A 20,007-nucleotide genomic window follows, 5' to 3' on the forward strand; every position below is an offset into this window, starting at 1 on the left:
TGCCCATTGATCTCACGATCACACGTCAGGAATATTAAAGTTTGCTCCGCTTTGAAACTTTCATTGTTTTGGATCGCCTAGTTATATGTAGTCATGGAATAAAGAGGTGAGTATGAGTGGTGATAAGACGATCTAGGATCTTGAGGTTGAAAAGGTCAGATGCGTGGGAAAAGTATTGTGAATCTGGTGATTTCGATGATCGTGGAGAATGGGTAGATGCCGGGCATCGAGTCATTGACCAATTCGGTGGGATAACTGGCCATTATAGGGAAGGTCCGAAGTATCTTAAGTAATTCTGAAAACTCTGTGGACAATTGGTGGACACCCAGAAACAACAAAGCCCGCACAAGGCGGGCTAAGTCGTTGAATCTTGGTGCCCGGAGGCGGAATCGAACCACCGACACGGGGATTTTCAATCCCCTGCTCTACCAACTGAGCTATCCGGGCGCGTTGCGCTACTGCTGTGCAACGGGGCGCTATTAAACCGGTTTCGATGTTTTGAGTCAAGGCTGAGGGGTAAAAATTTCTGAATCTTTTCAGGGTTGCTCAGCGTTTGATCAATCCGGGCATTATTGCTCCGGAGGCACGTAGCCTTCGGCTTTGTCGAAGGGCTCGTTGTCGAAGAAACGCTCCATCTGCGCCTGCAGATATTTGCGGGTGTTCGGGTCCATCAGGCTCAGGTGCTTTTCGTTAATCAGCATGGTTTGCTGCGCCTGCCACTCTTCCCACGCCTGTTTGGAAACGGTTTCCAAAAGCTCCTGACCTTTCTTGCCGGGCATGGGCGGGAAATCGAGCCCGTCGAGTTCTTTCTGGTATTTGCGGCAGAATACGGTACGGCTCATGGTAGCTCCTGTTGGAATGTTTCGTCTGGGGGCATGATAACAGATAGGGCGCAGCGGGCACGCCCGACTGGCTCAGAGAAGGGGGGCCTGCCCAGGTTCCGTGAGCAGGGTGCGAATAGGGGCAGGCAACCCCAGGGTCAGAGCCTCATCCCGGTGCAGCCAGCGTAGCCGGTCACCATCGGCAATGCCTTCTTGACGGGTGACACTGAGCCGGGCGGGCTGTATGTGCAGGTGGTAGTGACTGAAGGTGTGGCGAAAGCCGCTGATCAGACGGGGTTCACCACAGTTCAGGCCCAGTTGCTGTTCGCATGCCTCCTGAAGTTCATCTGAACCAAATGCGGGGTCCAGCTCCGGCAGACTCCAGAGTCCCCCCCAGATTCCGCTGGGCGGGCGGCGCTCCAGCAAGATGCGCCCCTCGTTGTCCTCCAGAATCACCATCCAGGTGGTTTTCTCAGGCTTGACCTTTTTCGGCTTGGAACCCGGGTACAGGCTTGTTTCATTGCGGGCATAAGCGGTGCAGTCTTGCTGCAGAGGGCAGCCATCGCACGCCGGGCGGCTGCGGGTGCAGACCATGGCACCCAGGTCCATGATGGCCTGGGTGTAGTCTCTCACCCGTGATCCGGGGGTATGCTGCTCCGCATGCTGCCACAACTGGTTCAGAACCGCGGTTTGTCCGGGCCAGCCTGGGACAGCCTGGTAGCGTGCCAGTACCCGCTTGACGTTGCCGTCGAGAATTGCGGCCCGTTTGCCAAATGCCTGCGCGATGATAGCTGCAGCCGTGGAGCGGCCAATCCCGGTCAGCGTTTCCAGTTCTTCCTGTGTTTCAGGAAACCTGCCGCCAAAGTCTTCAACGACGGTTTTAGCGGCTTTTTGCAGGTTTCGCGCCCGGGCGTAATAGCCGAGGCCGGACCAGTGACTCAGTACATCGTCCACCGGTGCCTCGGCCAGTGCCTGTACGCTTGGAAAGCGTTCCATGAATGCATTGAAGTAGGGGATGACTGTGGCGACCTGGGTCTGCTGAAGCATGATTTCAGAGACCCAGACCCGGTAGGCACTCTGGTCATAATGCCACGGCAGGTCATGCCTGCCGTGTTTGTCATACCAGTTCAGCAGTTTGTCGGCGAAGCTGTCTGCCATTACTTGAACAGACCTTTCAGTTTGTCGCCAAGTTCTTCGCCGATTTTCTCTTTTACCTTTTCTTCAGCTTTGGTTTTGGCTTTGTCTACCTCTTCCTTTGCCTTGGCTTTTGCAGCGTTGGCGGCAATGGTTTTCAGAGTGTCGCGGAAGCGTGAGCCGTCAAAGGAGCACAACCCGGCCGGATCTTCGGAGAAGTTGCCTTTGCACTCCACCGGGATCACCACATTCTGAACGTACTCGGTAACCCGACAGGCCTCATCACGGTGGATCTCGCCAACAATGCGTAGGCCCACTTCATAGTCAAGTGTGGTTTGCTGCAGGTCGACACTGCCGTCACCCTCGAGTTTCATGCCAGCCAGTGAGGCAACAAGGTCTGTGTTGTTTAGTGTATTACCATTGATATTGAGCGTGCCGCGCATGTCATTGAACGGTGTGGATGTGCCCCAGTCGTTAGTGCCCAGGCTTTCCTGATTAACCATGGCAATGCCCTGGCAGGCCATGCGGGTCAGGTTCATCTTGCGGAACTGACCTTCGGCCAGGTTAAAGCTGATCTGGCCATCGGCATTTTCCCGCAGCACGGAAACGCGATTGCCGGTGGTGGTGGCGTTCACTTTCAGGTTGGCGCCACCGGAGAGCATATCGACTTCCGCCAGGTCGGCGAGAAGTGGCAGGGTCTGAACGCTGGTTACGTTGGATCCCACCGTCCATTTCGGGTTATCCGTGCGCGCATCCAGCGTGACGTTCGCGCCAAAGCTTCCCTCGTAAAGTTTGCCGCTGAATTCATCCACTTTGAGCACACCGTTCCTGGCAGTGGTGCTGGCCTTGATCTCGTTGATGGTCAGGTTGCTGACGATCAGCTGACCAAGCCCGAATTTAACATCGAGCAACAGAGAGCGCAGGGTTTCCAGGGGGAGTAGGTCGCTTTCCTGAGTTGCCTGTGCAGTTTGTGTGTCTCCTGCCGGGGCCGCCTCAGCTTCGGTACCTTCCGCTTTGGGTGGCAGATAGCGGTCAGCGTTGAGTTTGTCACCCTGGAGGTTGAATACGATGCCGCTGTTGGCGAGGGTGTAGCTGCCGGAGCCATTAAACGTGGTGTCATCCAGCTTGAGCGTCAGGCCGGTCAGCTCAGGCTTGCCCGCCGGGCCGCCGATGCTGGTGGAAAAGGCCAGAGCGCTGAGGGCATCAGGGTCGCTGGTTTCAATCGCAGGCTGGCCCAGGTTGCTGAGCAGTTTCTTCAGGGAGAACTCTCCGATGTCGATCTTGCCGCTGACTGCCGGTTTGTCGCCGAAGCCTGTAATGTTCAGGTCGGTGGTCAGAGAAAGATTCGCAAGGCTGGCGCTAAAGCCGCTGAGCGTGGCGGTCTCGTTTTCCAGGTTGGCCTTTGCAGAGCCGCCCAGCTCTGCGGTTGCGGACTTGCCGCCAAACGGTTCCCCACTCATGTCGAAGACCGCTTTCAGGCCGGACACGGCAAAGTCGTTGAGGGCTTCGTTGGCCGCGAGGCGGGCGCTGATGCTGCCATCCACCTGAAAGGCCGGTTTGGCTGTTTCTACCCGAAAGCTTATGTCCAGGGGAAATTCGGAACCGAGTGTGATGTCGCTGGCATTGACGGCGAGGTTCTCAAGGGTGACGTCCTGGCCGGTACTCTTGTCGGTATAGTGCACCTGGGCGTTGCTGATCTGCACATTGTCGACATTGAAGTTCAGCGGCGCACCACCCGTACCTGCGTCAGCAGTCTCGGTAGCTGGCGCCTGCTCTGTGGCTGCTGGTTGTCCGGCATCGCCGGTGGGTTCAGGCATTATCCGTGTCCAGTTGCCTTCCCCCTGTTCATTCACTTCCAGGCGGGCATCAAGTCCATTCAGAACAAAGGTATCCACCTGCGGTGACATGGCAATCAGCGACCAGAAATCAATCTGGGCCACGAGCTGTTCCAGCGCGACGAAACGGCTGCCTTCAAGGTTGGCTTCCACGTTGTTGAGCTCAAGGCCCAGTGGGATAAAGGACCAGCCAATATCGCCATCCAGAACAAGGTCGAGGTTGGTCTGCTTTTCAACAGCCTGCTCAATCTGTGGTTTGTAGTCGTTGGGGTTGATCACGGCCATGGCGATGGCAACGGTGACAACAGCCAGTATGATCAGCGCAACTATAGCGATCAGCAGATAACGAACGGCTTTCATGATACAGGCTTCCTTTTCCGGCGAGCTTTCAGGATTTTGGGCGAATCCGGGCGCTAATTAGTTAAAGGATAACGCAGGGTTAACAAATTAACAGTGCGGGAGTATGACAATGCCGTAGTGTTGGGCCAGAATACACGTCCTCATTTTTCAGACTACATTGATTCATACAAACACAATAAGGAGTTGGCTGTGGCTATTACCGTTTCGATTGAGCTGAACCGGGACCTTGAAATTCCAGGTAGCTACGATGAAGTCTTTGAACTTTTGGCGGATGTGCCCCGTTCGGCCAGCCACTTCCCCAAAGTCCATAAACTGACGGATCTTGGTGACAACACGTTCCGCTGGGAAATGGAGAAAGTGGGCGTCGACAAACACGCGATTCAGTCCATTTATGCCTGCAAGTATTATTCGGATAAGGACGCGGGCAAGATCACCTGGGAACCGGTGAAAGGTGAAGGCAACGGTGTGGTGAGCGGTTCCTGGATTGTGACGTCCAGGGGCGATAACGCCACAGCTGTAAAATTCCGTACCAGTGCGGAGCTGACAGTACCTCTGCCCAGCCTGCTGAAACTGGCCATCAGTCCGGTCATCAAACACGAGTTCAACAGCCTCGTGGATACCTACATGAGCAATCTCAAGAAAGCGTTCTGAGGTTCCTTATCACTATCGGGTCGATTAAACCGGTTGTGGGACTCCGGCGGGCAGAAAAGGTATAATCCGCGGATAGACTTTTCCCGGCACTGTGCCGCCTATTTGCTACGGAGTCCCCATGGCCGAACGTAAGGCTCGGGTAGAAAGAAATACCCTTGAAACCCAGATTACCGTCGAGATCAATCTCGATGGCACCGGTCAGTCCAGTTTTGATACCGGTGTACACTTCCTTGATCACATGATGGACCAGATTGCCCGCCACGGGCTGGTGGACCTCACCGTTGTGGCCAAGGGCGATCTGCATATCGATGATCATCACACCGTGGAAGACATCGGTATTACCCTGGGCCAGGCTTTCAAACAGGCAGTGGGAGACAAGAAAGGTATCCGGCGTTACGGCCATGCCTATGTTCCCCTGGACGAAGCGCTTTCCCGTGTGGTGATCGATCTCTCGGGCCGTCCCGGCCTGATGATGGATGTGCCCTATACCCGCGGCTCGGTCGGTGGCTTTGATGTGGACCTGTTCGAGGAGTTCTTCCACGGGTTTGTAAACCACTCTCTGGTGACCCTGCACATCGACAATCTGAAGGGCAAAAATACTCACCATCAGATCGAGACCGTCTTCAAGGCCTTCGGCCGTGCACTTCGCATGGCGATCGAAATGGATGATCGGATGGCGGGTATCACGCCTTCCACCAAAGGCTCTCTGTAATCCGTCACCGAACAGGACACCGCATTTCACTATGAAGACCGTTGCCATTATCGACTACGGTATGGGAAACCTGCATTCCGCTCGCAAAGCCGTTGAGCATGTAGCGCCGGATGTCAGGGTGCTGGTTACCGATAACGCCGAGCAGATCCGTGAGGCAGATCATGTAATCCTGCCCGGTGTCGGCGCCATCCGTGACTGCATGCACGAGATCCGTCGTCTCGGGGTTGATACCCTGGTGCGTGAAGTCTCCAGGGATCGCCCGTTTCTGGGTATTTGTGTAGGCATGCAGGCGTTGATGTCCCGAAGCGAGGAAAACGGCGGCGTTGACTGTATCAACCTGTTCCCGTCCCAGGTCCGCTTCTTCGGCGATAACCTGGTGGAGAAGGGTGAGCGCCTGAAGGTGCCGCACATGGGCTGGAACGAGGTGTATCAGACCGTCGATCATCCAATGTGGCACAACATCCCCGATGGTGACCGCTTTTACTTCGTGCACAGCTACTACGCAGAAGCCGAGGGCAATACGGAGATTGCCGGTCGCAGTCACTATGGCGTGGATCTGGCCGCTGCCGTGGCGCGGGACAACATCTTTGCTGTCCAGTTCCACCCGGAGAAGAGTGCCCGGGCCGGCCTGCAGCTTCTGAAAAACTTTGTTGACTGGTCCGGCAAGTAACGCCGGAGCATCTGAACGAACAACACGGACATTGCTTTATGCTGATTATCCCTGCCATTGATCTTAAAGACGGCAAATGTGTGCGCCTGCGCCAGGGCCGGATGGATGACTCCACCGTATTCGGGGATGACCCCGTCGACATGGCCACCCGTTGGGTGGAAGCCGGCGCGCGTCGCCTGCACCTGGTAGATCTGAACGGTGCTTTTGCCGGTGAGCCGGTCAATGGCGAAATTGTTCAGGCAATTGCCCGGAAATATCCCGACTTGCCCATTCAGATTGGTGGCGGTATCCGCTCTGCGGAAACGATCGAAGCCTATCTTAAAGCGGGCGTGCAGTGGGTCATTATTGGCACCAAGGCAGTGAAAGAGCCCGATTTTGTCACTGAGATGTGCAAGCGCTTTCCTGGTCATATCATTGTCGGGCTGGACGCAAAAGACGGCCGCGTTGCGACAGACGGCTGGGCTGAGGTCTCCGAGGTCATGGCGACAGATCTGGCCAGGCGGTTCGCCAATGATGGTGTGGACTCGATTGTATACACCGACATCAGCCGCGACGGTATGATGCAGGGTGTGAATGTTGAGGCGACAGCTGCGCTGGCGGAAGCGGGGGGTATCCCGGTGATCGCCTCCGGCGGTGTGACCAACATGGACGACCTGAAGCGCCTCGCAACGGTGGCGAACAAAGGCATCCTGGGCGCGATTACCGGCCGTGCGATCTACGAGGGCACGCTGGATGTGGCTGAGGCTCAGGCCTTCTGCGATAGCCTGAAAGCGTAAGAGGAGCGATCATGGGTCTGGCCAAACGCATTATTCCCTGCCTGGACGTGGACAAGGGTCGCGTGGTGAAGGGCGTTAACTTCGTTGATATACGGGACGCTGGCGATCCGGTTGAAGTTGCCCGTCGCTATAACGAACAGGGCGCGGATGAAATCACCTTTCTCGATATCACGGCAAGCCACGAGAGTCGCGACACCACCTATGAAACCGTGGAGCGCATGGCGGCAGAGGTTTTTATACCGCTTACGGTTGGTGGCGGTGTGCGCACCGTGGATGATATTCGCAAGCTGCTCAATGCAGGGGCAGACAAGGTTTCCATAAATACGGCGGCGGTATTCAATCCGGAATTTGTTCGTGAAGCTGCCGGGCGTTTCGGCAGTCAATGTATTGTGGTGGCCATTGATGCCAAGCGGGTCAGTTCTGAGGGTGAGGAGCCTCGATGGGAGATCTTTACCCACGGCGGCCGCAAACCAACCGGTCTGGATGCCGTAGAGTGGGCCCGCAAGATGGTGGAAATGGGGGCTGGCGAGTTGTTGCTCACCAGTATGGACCGCGATGGCACCAAGATCGGTTTTGATCTCGGGCTGACCCGCGCCATCAGCGACGCAGTGAGCGTGCCGGTGATTGCTTCAGGCGGTGTTGGCGAGCTTCAGCACCTGGCCGATGGTGTCACCAAAGGTGGTGCCGATGCGGTGCTTGCAGCGTCGATCTTTCACTTCGGCCAGCACTCAATTCCGGAGGCCAAAGCCTTCATGAAAGCCCAGGGTATTGAGGTCCGGGATTAGCGTTTCTGTGCAAAGGCAGGTCGTATGGCCTGCTTTTCCCCTTCTGCAAACATCTCATGATTGCTGTTGCGCATCGCCCATAGCCCGCTAATGGTGGCTATTGCAACGCCTTGCTGGTCCAGCAGGGGCAGGTGTTTTTCCAGGTAGTCCACGGTCACCTTGTGTGGATGCCCGATAGCCACCGCACTGCCATTCTCTTTCGCCCGCTGAATCAGTAACTTGAACTGCTTGTCGACATACTCCTCGGTTTGCTGGTGGTCCAGGAAAACATCGCGCTTCAGATTGGGAATCTTATAAGCCGTAGCAACGTCGCTGGCAATCGAGGATGCAATGGTCCGACTGTCCACAAAGTAAACCGGGTAGCGGTTGAGTTCCTTCATCACCCAATCCATGGGCTGGAGCTGTTGGGTCAGCAGGCTGCCCATGTGGTTGTTGACGCCCTGCACGTGAGGAATCGACTGAAGGGCCCGTCGCAGGGTGGTGACCATGCTCTGTTCATCCATGTCGGGCGTTAGCCCGCCTGGTCCCAGGCCGAAATTGCGGGTATTGGCCATAGGGGCGTGCAGCATGATTTCCTTGTGTTGCCGCCAGGCCATCTGCGCGAGAGGCACTGTATGGCGCCGGTAGGGTAGAAATGCCAGAGTGAGGGGCTGGTCCATCCTGGCAAGCCGTTCACCCTCTTCCAGGTTGTGCCCCATGTCGTCAATGATGATGGCGATGGTGGGGGGCAGGGAAGTGGCAGCAGGGCGTTTAGCCGATTCGGCTGCTGCCACTGGTGCGGCCAGGGTTGCCGCTAGCAAGGTCAGAAGCGGGAACAATCTCACTGAGCGGTTCCCTGTGCCTTGGTATCGGTATCTGTCTGGTTTTTGCGATTAAGAATCTGGAGTCCCTTGAGCAGATTCAGGGCTGAGCGTAGCTGGTAGTCGCGGCTGGCCAACGATACCGTATCCGCATTGCTTTGCTCTTCACTCTGAGCCGGCTTTTTGCCTTCATTCTGGCCCTCAAGGTGGCCGGTGAGGTCTGCCTCGGTGAAGAACGGCTGGCTATCCAGCTCCTTAAGCTCGGCTGGGCGCACCAGAATATCCGGTTTAATGCCGGTTGCCTGGATAGAGCGCCCGTTTGGCGTGTAATAGCGGGCGGTCGTCATTTTGATAGCATGGGTCTCGTCGAGCGGAATGACCGTCTGAACGCTGCCTTTACCGAAGGACTGGGTGCCCATAATAACTGCGCGTTCTTGATCCTGGAGCGCGCCCGCGAGGATTTCCGACGCAGAGGCGGAGCCACCGTTAATTAACACCACAATGGGTGTTCCTGCCATGACATCGCCGGCCTTGGCGCTGAAGCGGAGTCGTGAGCTCTGAATACGGCCTTCTGTGTAAACAATCAGGCCTTCGTCTAACAGTGCGTCGGCGGTTGCAACGGCTGCCTGCAGAACCCCTCCCGGGTTGTTGCGCAGATCAATGACAAGACCGTCAAGGTCGCTGCCACGCTCTGCTTCCAGCTTGTTCAGAGCCTTCTGGAATTGATCACCGGTATCCGCCTGGAATTGCGTGATGCGAACGTAGCCGTAACCGTTGTCGACCATCCGCGATTTAACGCTGGTGACTTTTATGATGTCTCGCTTGACTTCAATTTCTATCGGGGCGCTCTCGCCCTCTCGCATAATGGTCAGTGTCAGAATCGAGCCAGGCTTGCCGCGCATCAGCTTAACGGCTTCTTCGAGGCCCATGCCTTTTACCGGTTTCTCATCCAACTTGATGATCAGGTCACCGGCCTGAACGCCGGCTTTCTGGGCCGGAGTGTCATCGATCGGCGAGATGACTTTCACGAAACCGTTTTCCATTCCGACTTCAATGCCAAGGCCTCCGAACTCACCGGAAGTGCTCTCTTCCAGCTCTTCGTAGTCCTTGGGCGCGAGATAGGTGGAGTGGGGGTCCAGGTCAGAAAGCATGCCCTTGATGGCGCTTTCGAGGAGCTGGCGGTCGTCTACCTCTTCAACGTAGGCATCCTTGATGCGGCTGAAGACTTCGGTGAACTTGCGCAAGTCGTCCAGGGGCAGCTGTTGTTCCGGATCGGGAAGCTTGATTTCGACCCGCTCGCCACTTTGTACGCCTTCCAGAAGCTGCTGGGCGACGGGTTCTTTTTCCTGCGCGAGAGCGAGACCGGGGGATAGGACAAAACAGGTAGCGAGAGCGATGGAGCGCAAAGGAAAGGTCTGGAGATTATTTCTTACCCGTTTCATTCACATATCCTGTTTTTATTCCGGTAGTTGGGCTGATATCCCTGATTCACGACAGTATGGCGTTAGCGCGGGCGTTTGTCAGCCCTCAGAGAGTTTCAGTTTGACAGCCATCTCCTTGGGTTGTCCGGCTTGCCATTGTGACGCACTTCGAAATAGAGCGCGGGGTCGTCCGTGCCACCGGTCCGGCCGGCCAGGGCAATGGGTTCGCCTGCAGTTACCCAGTCTCCCGGGCTTGTGAACAGGCTGCTGCTGTGGCCATAGAGTGTCATGTAGCCGTCGCCATGATCAATTATGGTAATAAGACCAAAGCCCCTGAGCCAGTTGGCAAACACAACCCGCCCATAGTGTATCGCCTTCACTTCGGCATCTTCGTCTGTGCGGATAAGCAGGCCGTTACGACGAAGCTTGCCTTCCGCATAACGGTCCCCAAATCCGCTCAGGACTTTGCCCCGTGCCGGCCAGGGAAGTTTGTCACGCAGTGAGCGGAACGGTTTCGATTCGTTCGGTGAAGGGATGCTGGCGATCGCCTGCTGGACGTCTTTCAGCAGTTTCTCAAGTCGTTTGCGATCGGATTCGAGGTCTTCCCGCTCCCCACGCCTGTTTAGAATATCGGACTTCAGCGCTGCCAGGGTCTGCTGACGCTCCTTCCGGGAGTTCGCCAGTTGCTCTTGTCGCTTGGCCACATCGACTTCCGTTCGAGCCAGTTCGGCTCGCGTGGCCTGCACCTCGGCCCGGGCTTTCTTGAGATCCTGCAGGCTTTTTCTGAAGGCCTCAAGGCGCTCGACCGTATCCCGGCTGAGGTATTCGTAATAGGTCATGGTCCGGGCGACCTTGTCCGGATCGATTTCGTTCAGAAGAACCTTGACGGCGGGGGCATCACCTTCCATCCATGCCGCCCGGATCTGCCGTTTCAGGCTTTCCCTTTGACGGTCGAGTGTGCGGGTGAGCGTCTGTTCTTCCTGCTCCAGTTCGCCCAGACGTTGCTGCTGTTCCCGGGCCCTGGCCCGAAGAGAGCGGCGTTCACGGGTCAGGCGGCTGATCGTGCGCTCGGCCGCAGCCAGCTGGCGCTCCAGTGCGGAGCGGTCTTCTTCAGCATCCGCCAGCCACTCGTCGATGTCCTCAATGCGTTCCTTGAGGCTCTCGATCTGGGCTGGCGTTACCTCTTCCTGGGCAACTGCCGGCGTTGCGACTGCGAGCAGGGCAAACGCCAGCATCGGAATAAGCTGAAACAAAGTTATTGGTCTTGCAGTCAACCGATTTTAACCAGGCTGTGCCCGGTCATCTCCCCGGGCTGCTTCAGGCCCATAAGCGCCAGTAGAGACGGTGCCACATCGCTCAGGCTGCCATCATTCAGGAGGCTGATGTTGCGGTGCCCGGTATAGACGAGGGGGACCGGGCCAATGGTGTGGGCGGTATGGACCTGGCCGGAGTCCGGGTCGGTCATCTGCTCGCAGTTACCGTGGTCCGCTGTAATCAGGGCTTCACCACCTACCTCGTCAAGCGCTTCCACCACGCGTTGTACGCAGTGGTCGAGGCATTCGGCGGCCTTGATGGCGGCGTCCAGTTTGCCGGTGTGGCCTACCATGTCGCCGTTGGCGTAATTGCATACCACCAGGTCGTACTTTCCGCTCTTGATGGCTTCAACCAGTTTGTCGGTAACTTCCGGTGCGCTCATTTCCGGTTGCAAATCATAAGTGGCGACCTTGGGAGACGGCACCAGAATGCGATCTTCTCCTTCGAACGGCGTCTCCAGGCCACCATTGAAGAAGAAGGTGACGTGTGCGTACTTCTCTGTTTCCGCGATTCGCAGCTGGGTCTTTCCCTGTTTCGCCATGTATTCGCCGAGGCCGTTGTTCAGTTGCTCGGGCGGATAAGCGCAGTCTGCCTTGATATCAGCCGCGTACTCCGTGAGTGTCACAAAATCGGCGAGTTCCGGGTGCTTGCGGCGGTCAAAACCTTCGAAGTCTTTTTCGACAAACGTGCGCGTCATTTCCCGGGCACGGTCGGCGCGGAAATTCATAAACAGCACGGTGTCACCATCGTTGATAGTGCCTTCGGGTTCGCCGGCTGCGTGAATCCGGGTTGGTGCCACAAACTCGTCGTTCTCTCCCCGCTCGTAGGCCTGTTCCAATCCGTTAACGGGATCGGCAGCGGTATACTTCGCAGTGCCCTGGGTCATCAGATTGTAAGCTGCTTCCACGCGATCCCAGCGATTGTCCCGGTCCATAGCGTAGTAGCGGCCAACGATTGAAGCGACCCGACCAACGCCCAGGTCACTGAGTTTGGCTGCCGCCTTTTCCAGTGACGGTCTGGCGCTGCGAGGAGGCATGTCCCGGCCATCCAGGAAAGCGTGGATGTAGACTTCTTTGGCGCCGCGGGAGGCTGCCAGTTCAGCGGCGGCCAGAATGTGGTCTTCGTGGCTGTGGACGCCACCCGGGGACAAAAGCCCCATCAGGTGAACGGCGCGGTCGCTGCTTACGGCCTTGTCGATGGCAGAGCAAAGCACTTCATTTTTCTGGAAATCGCCGTCTTCAAGGTCTTTGTCGATACGAGTGAGGCTTTGATAAACCACGCGGCCAGCGCCCAGATTCATATGGCCAACTTCGGAGTTGCCCATCTGGCCCTGTGGCAGGCCGACAAACATACCCGAGGTATTGATCAGGGTCTTTGGCTGGTTTTGCCACAGTTTGTCCCAGAACGGGGTGCTGGCATTGCTGATGGCGTTGTCCTCAGCGGGGTCACGATAGCCCCAGCCGTCCAGGATAATCAGTGCAGTCGGCTTGCGCGTCGCAGTCATCACTTCGTCCGGTTGGTTGGAAAAGTTAATAAAGGGGAGCGCAGATTCTAACCGTTTTCATTTACACAAGCCATGTTGACCGCCTTCTGTGACTGCGCCGGTGTGTGTATAATCCTGCCAAATTATTTTCCAGGGTACTTTCATGGACCGCTTGTTTGAATTTGTTGTTAACCACTACATTCTTGTCGCGCTGTTTGTGGCCTTTTTGCTCGCCATCCTGTTCCTTGAGTCCCGCCGGGGCGGTACCAAGATATCGGCCCAGGGTGCGGTCAATCTGATCAACAAGGACGAAGCAGTGGTTGTGGATATCCGGGATCGGAAGGAATTCGGAGAGGGGCGCATCACCGGCTCTATTAACATCCCTCTGAACAGCTTGAAGAGCCGCGTTTCAGAATTGAACAAGTTCAAGGAAAAGCAGATTATCGTTGCCGACAAGATGGGCCAGCATTCCGCCATGGCGGTCAAGCAGCTTAATGCCGAAGGCTTCGGCAACGTTGTGCGTCTTAACGGTGGCATCAGCGACTGGAAAGCGAGCAATCTGCCGCTGGTTAAAAAGTAAGGCCGGTCAGGGCTCTTGATCTGGAGCGCAATCTGCCGCACTGTTTCACATAAGCTGGCGGTGTCGCGAAGTAAACTGTTCCGGCAGCAAACCTCATAACAACGGGCCCAAGCCCATGATCGAGAACGAAAGGACTGAAAATGGCTGAGAATCAGCAAGCCGCAGCAGGCACTGAAAACGAGAACCAACCCCAGTTTGCCCTTCAGCGGATCTATGTGAAGGACCTGTCTTTTGAATCACCCAATTCCCCAACGGTGTTTCAGGAGCAGTGGAAGCCACAGGTTAATCTGGATCTGAACACCTCGCACAACAAAGTAAGCGAGAACCAGTACGAAGTGGTCCTGTCCCTGACGGTCACCGCAAAGGTCGGTGAGAAAGTTGCTTACATCGTTGAGATCCAGCAGGCAGGCGTATTTCTGGTGCAAAGCATAGAAGGTGCGCAGCTGGGTCAGATGCTGGGAGCCTACTGCCCGACTATCCTCTTTCCCTATGCGCGCGAAGCCATTGATGGTGTTGTTGGCAAGGGCAGTTTCCCTGCGCTTATGCTCGCCCCGGTAAACTTCGATGCGATCTATGCCCAGGCACTGAAGCGCAAGCAGGAAGAAGCTGCTGGCGAAGCCAAGGAAGAGCAGAAGACTCATTAATCCGGGCTTGGTGCGAAGAAGAAAAAAAACCGGCTTTTGCCGGTTTTTTTGTGTCCGGGCCCAGGGTGATCTAGCTGGCTCCGGTGAACCCCAGCTGTCGCCAGGCCTCATAAACCACCAGGGCGGCGGTATTTGACAGGTTCAGGCTTCGGCTTTCAGGTCGCATGGGTACGCGCAGGCAGTGGTCAGTCGGGAGAGACTCCCTGACAGCGGCTGGCAGGCCCCGGGTCTCGGGGCCAAACATCAGGTAGTCGCCTTCCTGGTAGCGTACTTCGTGGTAATGGTGGACGCCCTTGGTCGTGAGCCCGAATAACCGCCGTGGCTGTTCACTCTCCAGGAATGCCTGGTAGCTCTTGTGGACCCGTATGCTGGCATATTCACTGTAATCCAGGCCTGCGCGTCGCATCTGCTTGTCTTCCAGAGTGAAACCCAGGGGCTCAATCAGATGCAACAGGCAGCCGGTATTGGCGCAGAGCCGGATAATATTGCCGGTGTTCGGCGGTATTTCCGGCTCGTACAGCACCACGTTCAGCATGGAGATCAGCGCTCAACAGCGAGGGCAACACCCATGCCGCCGCCGATACACAGGGTAGCCAGGCCCTTGTGTGCGTCACGGCGAACCATCTCGTGCAGCAGGGAAACCAGAATACGGCAGCCGGACGCACCGATAGGGTGGCCCAGGGCGATCGCGCCGCCGTTAACATTGACCTTGCTGGTATCCCAGCCAAGATCCCGGTTTACGGAGATGGACTGGGCGGCAAATGCTTCGTTGGCTTCGATCAGGTCGAGGTCATCCACGCTCCAGCCGGCCAGTTTAAGGCAACGCTGACTGGCGGGAATCGGACCTGTGCCCATGATGGTGGGGTCGACGCCGGCATTGGCGTGCGCCTTGAGCGTGGCAAGAGGAGTCAGGCCAAGCTCTTTGGCTTTCTCGGCACTGCACACCATGACAGCAGCCGCACCGTCGTTCAGCGACGACGCGTTGCCGGCCGTGACCGTACCATCTTTCTTGAATGCCGGCCGCAGCTTGCCCAGCCCTTCTCCGGTCACGCCATCTCGCGGACCTTCGTCGGTGTCTACGACAACCGCGTCGCCTTTACGCTGGGGGATAGATACAGGCACGATCTGGCTGTCGAAATAACCCGCTTTCTGGGCGGCAACGGCCTTTTGCTGGGACGCTGCGGCGAAGTTATCCTGCTCTTCCCGGCTGATGCCGTATTTCTCGACTATGTTCTCGGCAGTCACACCCATGTGGTAGTCGTTGAAGGCATCCCAAAGACCATCCGTGATCATCGTGTCGATCATGGTCCAGTTGCCCATGCGCTGGCCGTTGCGGCTGTTGGGCAGTACGTGAGGGGCCTGGCTCATGCTCTCCTGACCACCGGCAATCATCAGTTCCGCGTCGCCGCAGCGGATGGCCTGCACCGCCATATGAACGGCTTTGAGGCCTGACCCGCAAACCTTGTTGATGGTCATGGCGGGTACGGAGGCCGGGAGGCCGGCATTGATAGAGGATTGGCGGGCCGGGTTCTGGCCACAGCCGGCCGTCAGGACCTGGCCGAGTACAACTTCATTTACCTGATTGCCGGCAACGCCGGTTTCTTCCAGGATGGCCTTTATAACGGCGGTGCCGAGCTGGTCTGCACTCAGGCTGGACAGGCCGCCGCCAAAAGTTCCGATGGCAGTCCGCTTGGCAGCAACAATGACGACATCACGCATGGATTCTCTCCGGTTTGAAAGGGCGGGGACCTTGCTTTATCCGCGCCGGCAGGATGAAAAACTGCTGGCATTGTATCCGGAAAGCCCCGAGCGGCCAAAGAGGCTCCGGAAGTGACACGGTTGGACGGTTCCGAAAATGGTTACATGTTGAGGCTTCGGCCACCGTCCACGGCTAGAATCTGCCCGGTTATGAAAGGCGCATCGCACATCAGGAAGGCAATGGTTCTGGCGATATCATCTGGAGTACCTGTTTGTGCCAGGGGCGTTTTCTCAAGAATGGCTCGCTGGTGATTCTCATCCATGGCAGCTTCACCCTCGGGCCAGAGAATTGCGCCCGGGGAAACCCCGTTGACCCGTATCGCCGGCGCCAGATCCTTCGCCCAGGAACGGGTCAGGGCGGCCAGCCCGGACTTACTGGCGCAGTAAAGCGGATGGTCGGCCAGCGGTTTTTCACTGTAAATGTCGATCAGGTTAACAACACAGCCGCCGTTTTTCTGAAGCGCCGACAGGCAGGCCTGAAGCAGGAAAAAGGGAGCTCTCAAGTTGGTATGGAGCACTGTGTCCCAGTCTTCCCCGGTCGCCTCCGGAGTCGGATTGGGGTAGAAAACCGAGGCATTGTTCACCAGTCCATCCAGTCTTCCCCAGCGGGCGACCGCTTGCTCGCCCAGTTTCCTTACCTCGTCCATTTGGCTCAAGTCTGCCTGAATGGCGGTCGCCGAATCCGGGCGGATCCCATTCAGGCTCGCCACCAATGCGCTCGCCTGTTTCTCGCGGCTACGGTAATGGATGACCAGCCTCCAGCCCCGCTCATGAAGCACTTGGGCTGTGCGTGCTCCCAGACGATGGGCAGAGCCGGTAACGAGCACAACGGGAGACGTATCAGCCATAATCTTTCCTCAGGATGGTGTCTGTGACAACGCACGGTTAATACGTTTCAAGCGCTCTGCGTGGATTGCTTCGCCCAGAGCTTTGCCCTTGAATCCGTGTTCCATCAGTGTCTTCGGTGACACTCCCGAGGCAGCGCTGGCGGCGCGCTCCAGTAACGTGACAGCAGTGCGGTCGGTCTCGGGCAACGAGCATGGCAACACTCTGATTAAGGCGGAAAACCGTTCCGGGCGACGCCAGAGATCGGCCGCATCCAGCAGGGCAAGCAGGCTCTCGCCGGTCAGCTGATTGCTGGCCAGGCTCTTCATGGCCGGGATAAATACCACTGTCAGACGAGCCAGGTTCTGGCAGTCATTGGGTGCCTTGAGGGCTTTTGTCCGGGCGTTACAGGCATCTTCGGGCAGTGGCGACATGAGTGCAGCAAGCCGCTCCTCGGTGGAGCCTTGCTGGCGGTGGATGCAGCGGAGAGCCGCGAGAGCTGCGGAAAACGGGCTTTCCGGAACCAGCTCAGGCGCGAGCACGTCCAGGGCTTTGCAGTCCCGGAGTACCTCAAAAAAGGTGCCGGGCTCCCTTTCATGCAGTGCCCGCTGAATCTCCTGCCAGACCCGCTCCGGAACCAGGTGGTCCACTTCGCCATCGGCGACCATGGCGCGCATCAGCGCCATGGTTTCTTCACAGACTTCAAATCCCATGGGCTGAAATCGCGCCGCAAACCGGGCAGTACGGAGAATACGCAGGGGGTCTTCGGTAAAGGCTTCGGAGACGTGTCGAAGTTTGCGATTTACAAGGTCTCTCTGGCCATGGAAAGGGTCCACGAGCTCACCCTGTTCGTCTCTGGCCATGGCATTGATGGTGAGGTCCCGGCGGATGAGATCTTCCTCCAGGGTGACGTCCGGCGCACTGTAGACGCTGAAGCCGTGGTAGCCGTGGCCGTGTTTGCGTTCGGTTCTGGCCAGGGCATATTCTTCCCGGGTTTCGGGATGGAGAAAAACCGGGAAATCCGCACCCACCTGTTTGAAGCCACGGTCGAGCATTTCCTTTGGTGTGGCACCGACCACAACCCAGTCCCGGTCTTTCACGTCCAGGCCAAGGAGTTCATCGCGCACAGCGCCACCGACCAGATAGGTTTGCATGGAGCGGAAGGTTCCTTTCGGCTAATGTTTGCCGGAATTATCCGGTTCCCGGCGTGGCGTGGCAAACCGGCTTCAATCGCTGAATAAAAAAGACCCGGCCGGTGACTACCGGGCGGGCCTTTTTGAACACTGTTCTGAGGTCAGAATGCGGTGCCAAACTCCAAGGCGGCGCCCACATCGGCATCACTGTAAAGGGCGCCAAGATCCATGCGCAGGCCCAGCAGATTCAGGCCAAGACCTGCGGTGAACTGGGTTTTCTCCTCAATGCCGTTGCTGTTCTCGTTGCTCGCCAGATTGTGGCGGACACCGAGGCGCAGCTGTGCATAACGCCAGGCGTCGAATTCCGCGCCGAGGGCGACCCACTGAGTGTCATCCTCGTAACCGAAGGCTTCCTTTTTCGTGAGGTCAGCCTCGGCGGTGATCACGTGGTACTCGCTCTTATGAGCAATGCCGGCAGTGACCATGGGGTCAAGCTCCAGCGTCCTTAGCTCTTCCTGTTTGAGTGGATCTGGGCTTACTTTTGAATCCAGCTCCATTGGAATCAGGTTTTTTACCGCCACGCCGGCCGTCCACTGACTCTCGTCGCCGAATGAATAGGCTGCGCCAACATCCAGATTGAAGCCGCTCTTGTCGGTCTGATACTGGTCTCCATCGAACTCATTGTCATCGAAACCAGAGACCGACTCGGTGTACTGAAAGGTGCGCAGCTCAACGTATTTGGGAGACAGTCCGAGCTGGAAGCTGTTGCCGTTGGTCAGCTCAAAAGAACGAGCGAAGCTGATGCCCACTTCCCCGACTGCGGAAGCCAGAACCCGGCCTCGGGAGTTGAACTGAATATTGCCATCCTGATCAACCGGCGCGTTATTGATGACTGTTTCAACATCATTGACGGTGCCGGTATTTGCTGCGGTAACAATGTCGTCCAGCAGGATGCGGTCGTTGTCTGAGAGCTCTCCTCGCACTGTCGCGGTCATGTTTGCATTGGTGAACACACCGACAGAGACGGCCTTGCCGGGAAACGCAACGGCCAGGCCGAGTCCGACATTTGCGCGCACGGTGTCTTCATCAAAATTTACCAGTCGGTCACGGAGGTCGGTTGCATTTGTCGCCAGCGCTTCAGCCCCTGGCTGGGACGGCGTATTCTGCAGGTCGGTAACCAGTCGGTTGAACTCGTCGATGACGTCCTGGATGTCGTCAACCTGATCGACTGTCTCTTCTTCATCGGCTGCCCGCACGTTGAAAGAAGGCAGCATCAGGCCGAAATCGTCGGACCAGTCGTGATGATTGCCGGCCATCAGGGCAGGGTTGGTTGCAGCGGCATCGGCGGGCTGCGCCGTGGCAACGCCTGTACCGCCCATGGCAAACGAGCGCGAAGACATAAACTGCTGTGGGCTTGCCAGTGCGGATGTGGATGCGACAGACAGGCCAATGGCCAGGGACAATTTGGTCAGGCGGTTACCATTCATGCAGGATCCTGTTTCTTTTCGAGTAAAGGTGTAAATAAAAGATTACGTCGGGAAGAGGTTAGAGCAGAACGCGTGGCCGCTCATGACATAAGCGGTAACGGTTTGTTTTCGATGTGTAACGTAGGCAGTTTTTTGCCGCTCCGGGCTGCCAGTGGCGTGGGTTTTAATAGACCCACTGAGATATCAGAGGGTTATCAATATTGGCGTGATTTTTTCATGGCAGTCGTCAAATGACGTTTTCGGAGAGAAAAAAATGACCCTTCGCTGGATATTTGTTCCCCTGCTGGTTCTGACGCTGGCTGCCTGCGCGCCAGTCGGGAGCTATCGGGATAGCGACAGGAAAGACAATCAGCGCCAGACGAACCTGGAACCTATTACCGTTCGTGTCAGTGGTTTCGGTACGTATGAGGATGCGTCCAAGGATCGCCTCAATACGCGCAAACGGCTTCTGGCCAGACGTGCGTCTCAGCTGGATGCCTACCGCAACCTCGCAGAGCGGGTGTATGGCACGGTGATTTACGGCAGCTCTACGGTAAATGATTTTGTTCTTCGCAATGATGTTTTTCGTACCTACGTCGATAGCTACATTCGGGGTGCCAAGATGGTCGCGGTGAACGAGCACAGCGACGGTGTTGTCGAAACGGTCATGGAACTGAAGCTTGAGCCCAGGTTCCGTGCCTGCGTGTCAAAGGTTGCGGATGACCAGGTTCAGGACTTGTGCCCCATTCCCATGCCCCGTGACAATGACAGTATTGGCGATGTCCAGAGCAGGGGCGTTGACTCACTCTATTACCTGGACTGATTTGATAACGGGAAGA

At 56.9% G+C, this 20,007-nt stretch carries 20 protein-coding genes and 1 tRNA gene; 8 read left to right on the forward strand and 13 right to left on the reverse strand.

Features of this window, described 5'->3' with window-relative positions:
* Window positions 1-371: 371 nt before the first annotated feature.
* The 4 genes from BKP64_RS18680 to BKP64_RS18695 form a co-directional block, all read right to left on the reverse strand.
* A tRNA-Phe gene (locus BKP64_RS18680) sits at window positions 372-447 on the reverse strand.
* Window positions 448-569: 122 nt separating this feature from the next.
* Window positions 570-842: an oxidative damage protection protein gene (locus BKP64_RS18685; RefSeq protein WP_070973354.1), complete on the reverse strand. Its 273-nt coding sequence runs from the start codon at window positions 840-842 to the stop codon at window positions 570-572.
* A 72-nt stretch (window positions 843-914) separates the two neighbouring features.
* Window positions 915-1,979: an A/G-specific adenine glycosylase gene (gene mutY / locus BKP64_RS18690; RefSeq protein ID WP_070973356.1), complete on the reverse strand. Its 1,065-nt coding sequence runs from the start codon at window positions 1,977-1,979 to the stop codon at window positions 915-917.
* On the reverse strand, window positions 1,979-4,150 hold the full coding sequence (locus tag BKP64_RS18695; RefSeq protein ID WP_070973359.1) for an AsmA family protein: 2,172 nt from the start codon (window positions 4,148-4,150) through the stop codon (window positions 1,979-1,981). Before BKP64_RS18695 ends, mutY begins: the two co-directional genes overlap by 1 nt.
* A 189-nt stretch (window positions 4,151-4,339) precedes the next feature.
* Between BKP64_RS18695 and BKP64_RS18700 the strand changes: the two genes are divergently transcribed.
* The 5 genes from BKP64_RS18700 (at window position 4,340) to hisF (ending at window position 7,744) form a co-directional block, all read left to right on the forward strand.
* Complete coding sequence (locus tag BKP64_RS18700; RefSeq protein WP_070973783.1) at window positions 4,340-4,801, forward strand: SRPBCC family protein; 462 nt, start codon at window positions 4,340-4,342, stop codon at window positions 4,799-4,801.
* A 118-nt stretch (window positions 4,802-4,919) separates the two neighbouring features.
* Window positions 4,920-5,513: an imidazoleglycerol-phosphate dehydratase HisB gene (hisB, locus tag BKP64_RS18705; RefSeq protein ID WP_070973360.1), complete on the forward strand. Its 594-nt coding sequence runs from the start codon at window positions 4,920-4,922 to the stop codon at window positions 5,511-5,513.
* 31 nt (window positions 5,514-5,544) lie between these two features.
* Window positions 5,545-6,183 (forward strand): imidazole glycerol phosphate synthase subunit HisH, encoded by a 639-nt coding sequence (hisH, locus tag BKP64_RS18710; RefSeq protein WP_070973363.1) that lies wholly within the window; start codon window positions 5,545-5,547, stop codon window positions 6,181-6,183.
* A 38-nt stretch (window positions 6,184-6,221) separates the two neighbouring features.
* Complete coding sequence (gene hisA / locus BKP64_RS18715; RefSeq protein WP_070973364.1) at window positions 6,222-6,959, forward strand: 1-(5-phosphoribosyl)-5-[(5-phosphoribosylamino)methylideneamino]imidazole-4-carboxamide isomerase; 738 nt, start codon at window positions 6,222-6,224, stop codon at window positions 6,957-6,959.
* 11 nt (window positions 6,960-6,970) lie between these two features.
* Window positions 6,971-7,744, forward strand: coding sequence for an imidazole glycerol phosphate synthase subunit HisF (gene hisF, locus BKP64_RS18720; RefSeq protein ID WP_070973367.1), 774 nt, complete (start codon window positions 6,971-6,973; stop codon window positions 7,742-7,744).
* Here hisF and BKP64_RS18725 read toward each other — a convergent pair.
* From BKP64_RS18725 to gpmM, 4 genes are all read right to left on the reverse strand, one after another.
* Complete coding sequence (locus BKP64_RS18725; RefSeq protein WP_083329267.1) at window positions 7,741-8,568, reverse strand: divergent polysaccharide deacetylase family protein; 828 nt, start codon at window positions 8,566-8,568, stop codon at window positions 7,741-7,743. The two genes, hisF and BKP64_RS18725, sit on opposite strands and share 4 nt — an antisense overlap.
* The gene (locus BKP64_RS18730; RefSeq protein WP_070973368.1) at window positions 8,565-9,986 is read right to left on the reverse strand and encodes a S41 family peptidase; all 1,422 of its coding nucleotides are present in this window, start codon (window positions 9,984-9,986) and stop codon (window positions 8,565-8,567) included. Before BKP64_RS18730 ends, BKP64_RS18725 begins: the two co-directional genes overlap by 4 nt.
* A gap of 95 nt (window positions 9,987-10,081) precedes the next feature.
* Window positions 10,082-11,200, reverse strand: a complete 1,119-nt coding sequence (locus BKP64_RS18735) for a murein hydrolase activator EnvC family protein (RefSeq protein WP_070973785.1) — start codon at window positions 11,198-11,200, stop codon at window positions 10,082-10,084.
* Window positions 11,201-11,235: 35 nt separating this feature from the next.
* Window positions 11,236-12,783, reverse strand: coding sequence for a 2,3-bisphosphoglycerate-independent phosphoglycerate mutase (gpmM, locus tag BKP64_RS18740; RefSeq protein WP_070973370.1), 1,548 nt, complete (start codon window positions 12,781-12,783; stop codon window positions 11,236-11,238).
* Window positions 12,784-12,925: 142 nt separating this feature from the next.
* Between gpmM and BKP64_RS18745 the strand changes: the two genes are divergently transcribed.
* Window positions 12,926-13,342, forward strand: coding sequence for a rhodanese-like domain-containing protein (locus tag BKP64_RS18745; protein WP_070973372.1), 417 nt, complete (start codon window positions 12,926-12,928; stop codon window positions 13,340-13,342).
* 140 nt (window positions 13,343-13,482) lie between these two features.
* On the forward strand, window positions 13,483-13,986 hold the full coding sequence (gene secB / locus BKP64_RS18750) for a protein-export chaperone SecB (protein WP_070973374.1): 504 nt from the start codon (window positions 13,483-13,485) through the stop codon (window positions 13,984-13,986).
* Between the two features lie 70 nt (window positions 13,987-14,056).
* Here the strand turns inward: secB and trmL are convergent, their stop codons facing one another.
* From trmL to traF, 5 genes are all read right to left on the reverse strand, one after another.
* Window positions 14,057-14,521 carry a tRNA (uridine(34)/cytosine(34)/5-carboxymethylaminomethyluridine(34)-2'-O)-methyltransferase TrmL gene (trmL, locus tag BKP64_RS18755; protein ID WP_070973377.1) on the reverse strand — a complete coding sequence of 155 codons (465 nt, stop codon included), beginning with the start codon at window positions 14,519-14,521 and terminating at the stop codon, window positions 14,057-14,059.
* 5 nt (window positions 14,522-14,526) lie between these two features.
* Window positions 14,527-15,705, reverse strand: a complete 1,179-nt coding sequence (locus BKP64_RS18760; protein WP_070973379.1) for an acetyl-CoA C-acetyltransferase — start codon at window positions 15,703-15,705, stop codon at window positions 14,527-14,529.
* Window positions 15,706-15,845: 140 nt separating this feature from the next.
* A complete protein-coding gene (locus BKP64_RS18765) occupies window positions 15,846-16,592 on the reverse strand; it encodes a pteridine reductase (protein ID WP_070973381.1) in 747 nt (248 codons plus the stop codon).
* 9 nt (window positions 16,593-16,601) lie between these two features.
* The gene (locus BKP64_RS18770) at window positions 16,602-17,723 is read right to left on the reverse strand and encodes a tRNA nucleotidyltransferase/poly(A) polymerase-related protein (protein ID WP_070973383.1); all 1,122 of its coding nucleotides are present in this window, start codon (window positions 17,721-17,723) and stop codon (window positions 16,602-16,604) included.
* A 140-nt stretch (window positions 17,724-17,863) separates the two neighbouring features.
* Window positions 17,864-19,189, reverse strand: a complete 1,326-nt coding sequence (gene traF, locus BKP64_RS18775) for a conjugal transfer protein TraF (protein ID WP_070973385.1) — start codon at window positions 19,187-19,189, stop codon at window positions 17,864-17,866.
* 253 nt (window positions 19,190-19,442) lie between these two features.
* On the opposite strand from traF, the gene BKP64_RS18780 reads away from it, so the two are divergent.
* The gene (locus BKP64_RS18780; RefSeq protein WP_070973387.1) at window positions 19,443-19,991 is read left to right on the forward strand and encodes an LPP20 family lipoprotein; all 549 of its coding nucleotides are present in this window, start codon (window positions 19,443-19,445) and stop codon (window positions 19,989-19,991) included.
* The last annotated feature ends 16 nt before the right edge of the window (window positions 19,992-20,007 follow it).

The sequence above is a fragment of the Marinobacter salinus genome, from assembly GCF_001854125.1.
Classification (GTDB): Bacteria; Pseudomonadota; Gammaproteobacteria; order Pseudomonadales; family Oleiphilaceae; genus Marinobacter; species Marinobacter salinus.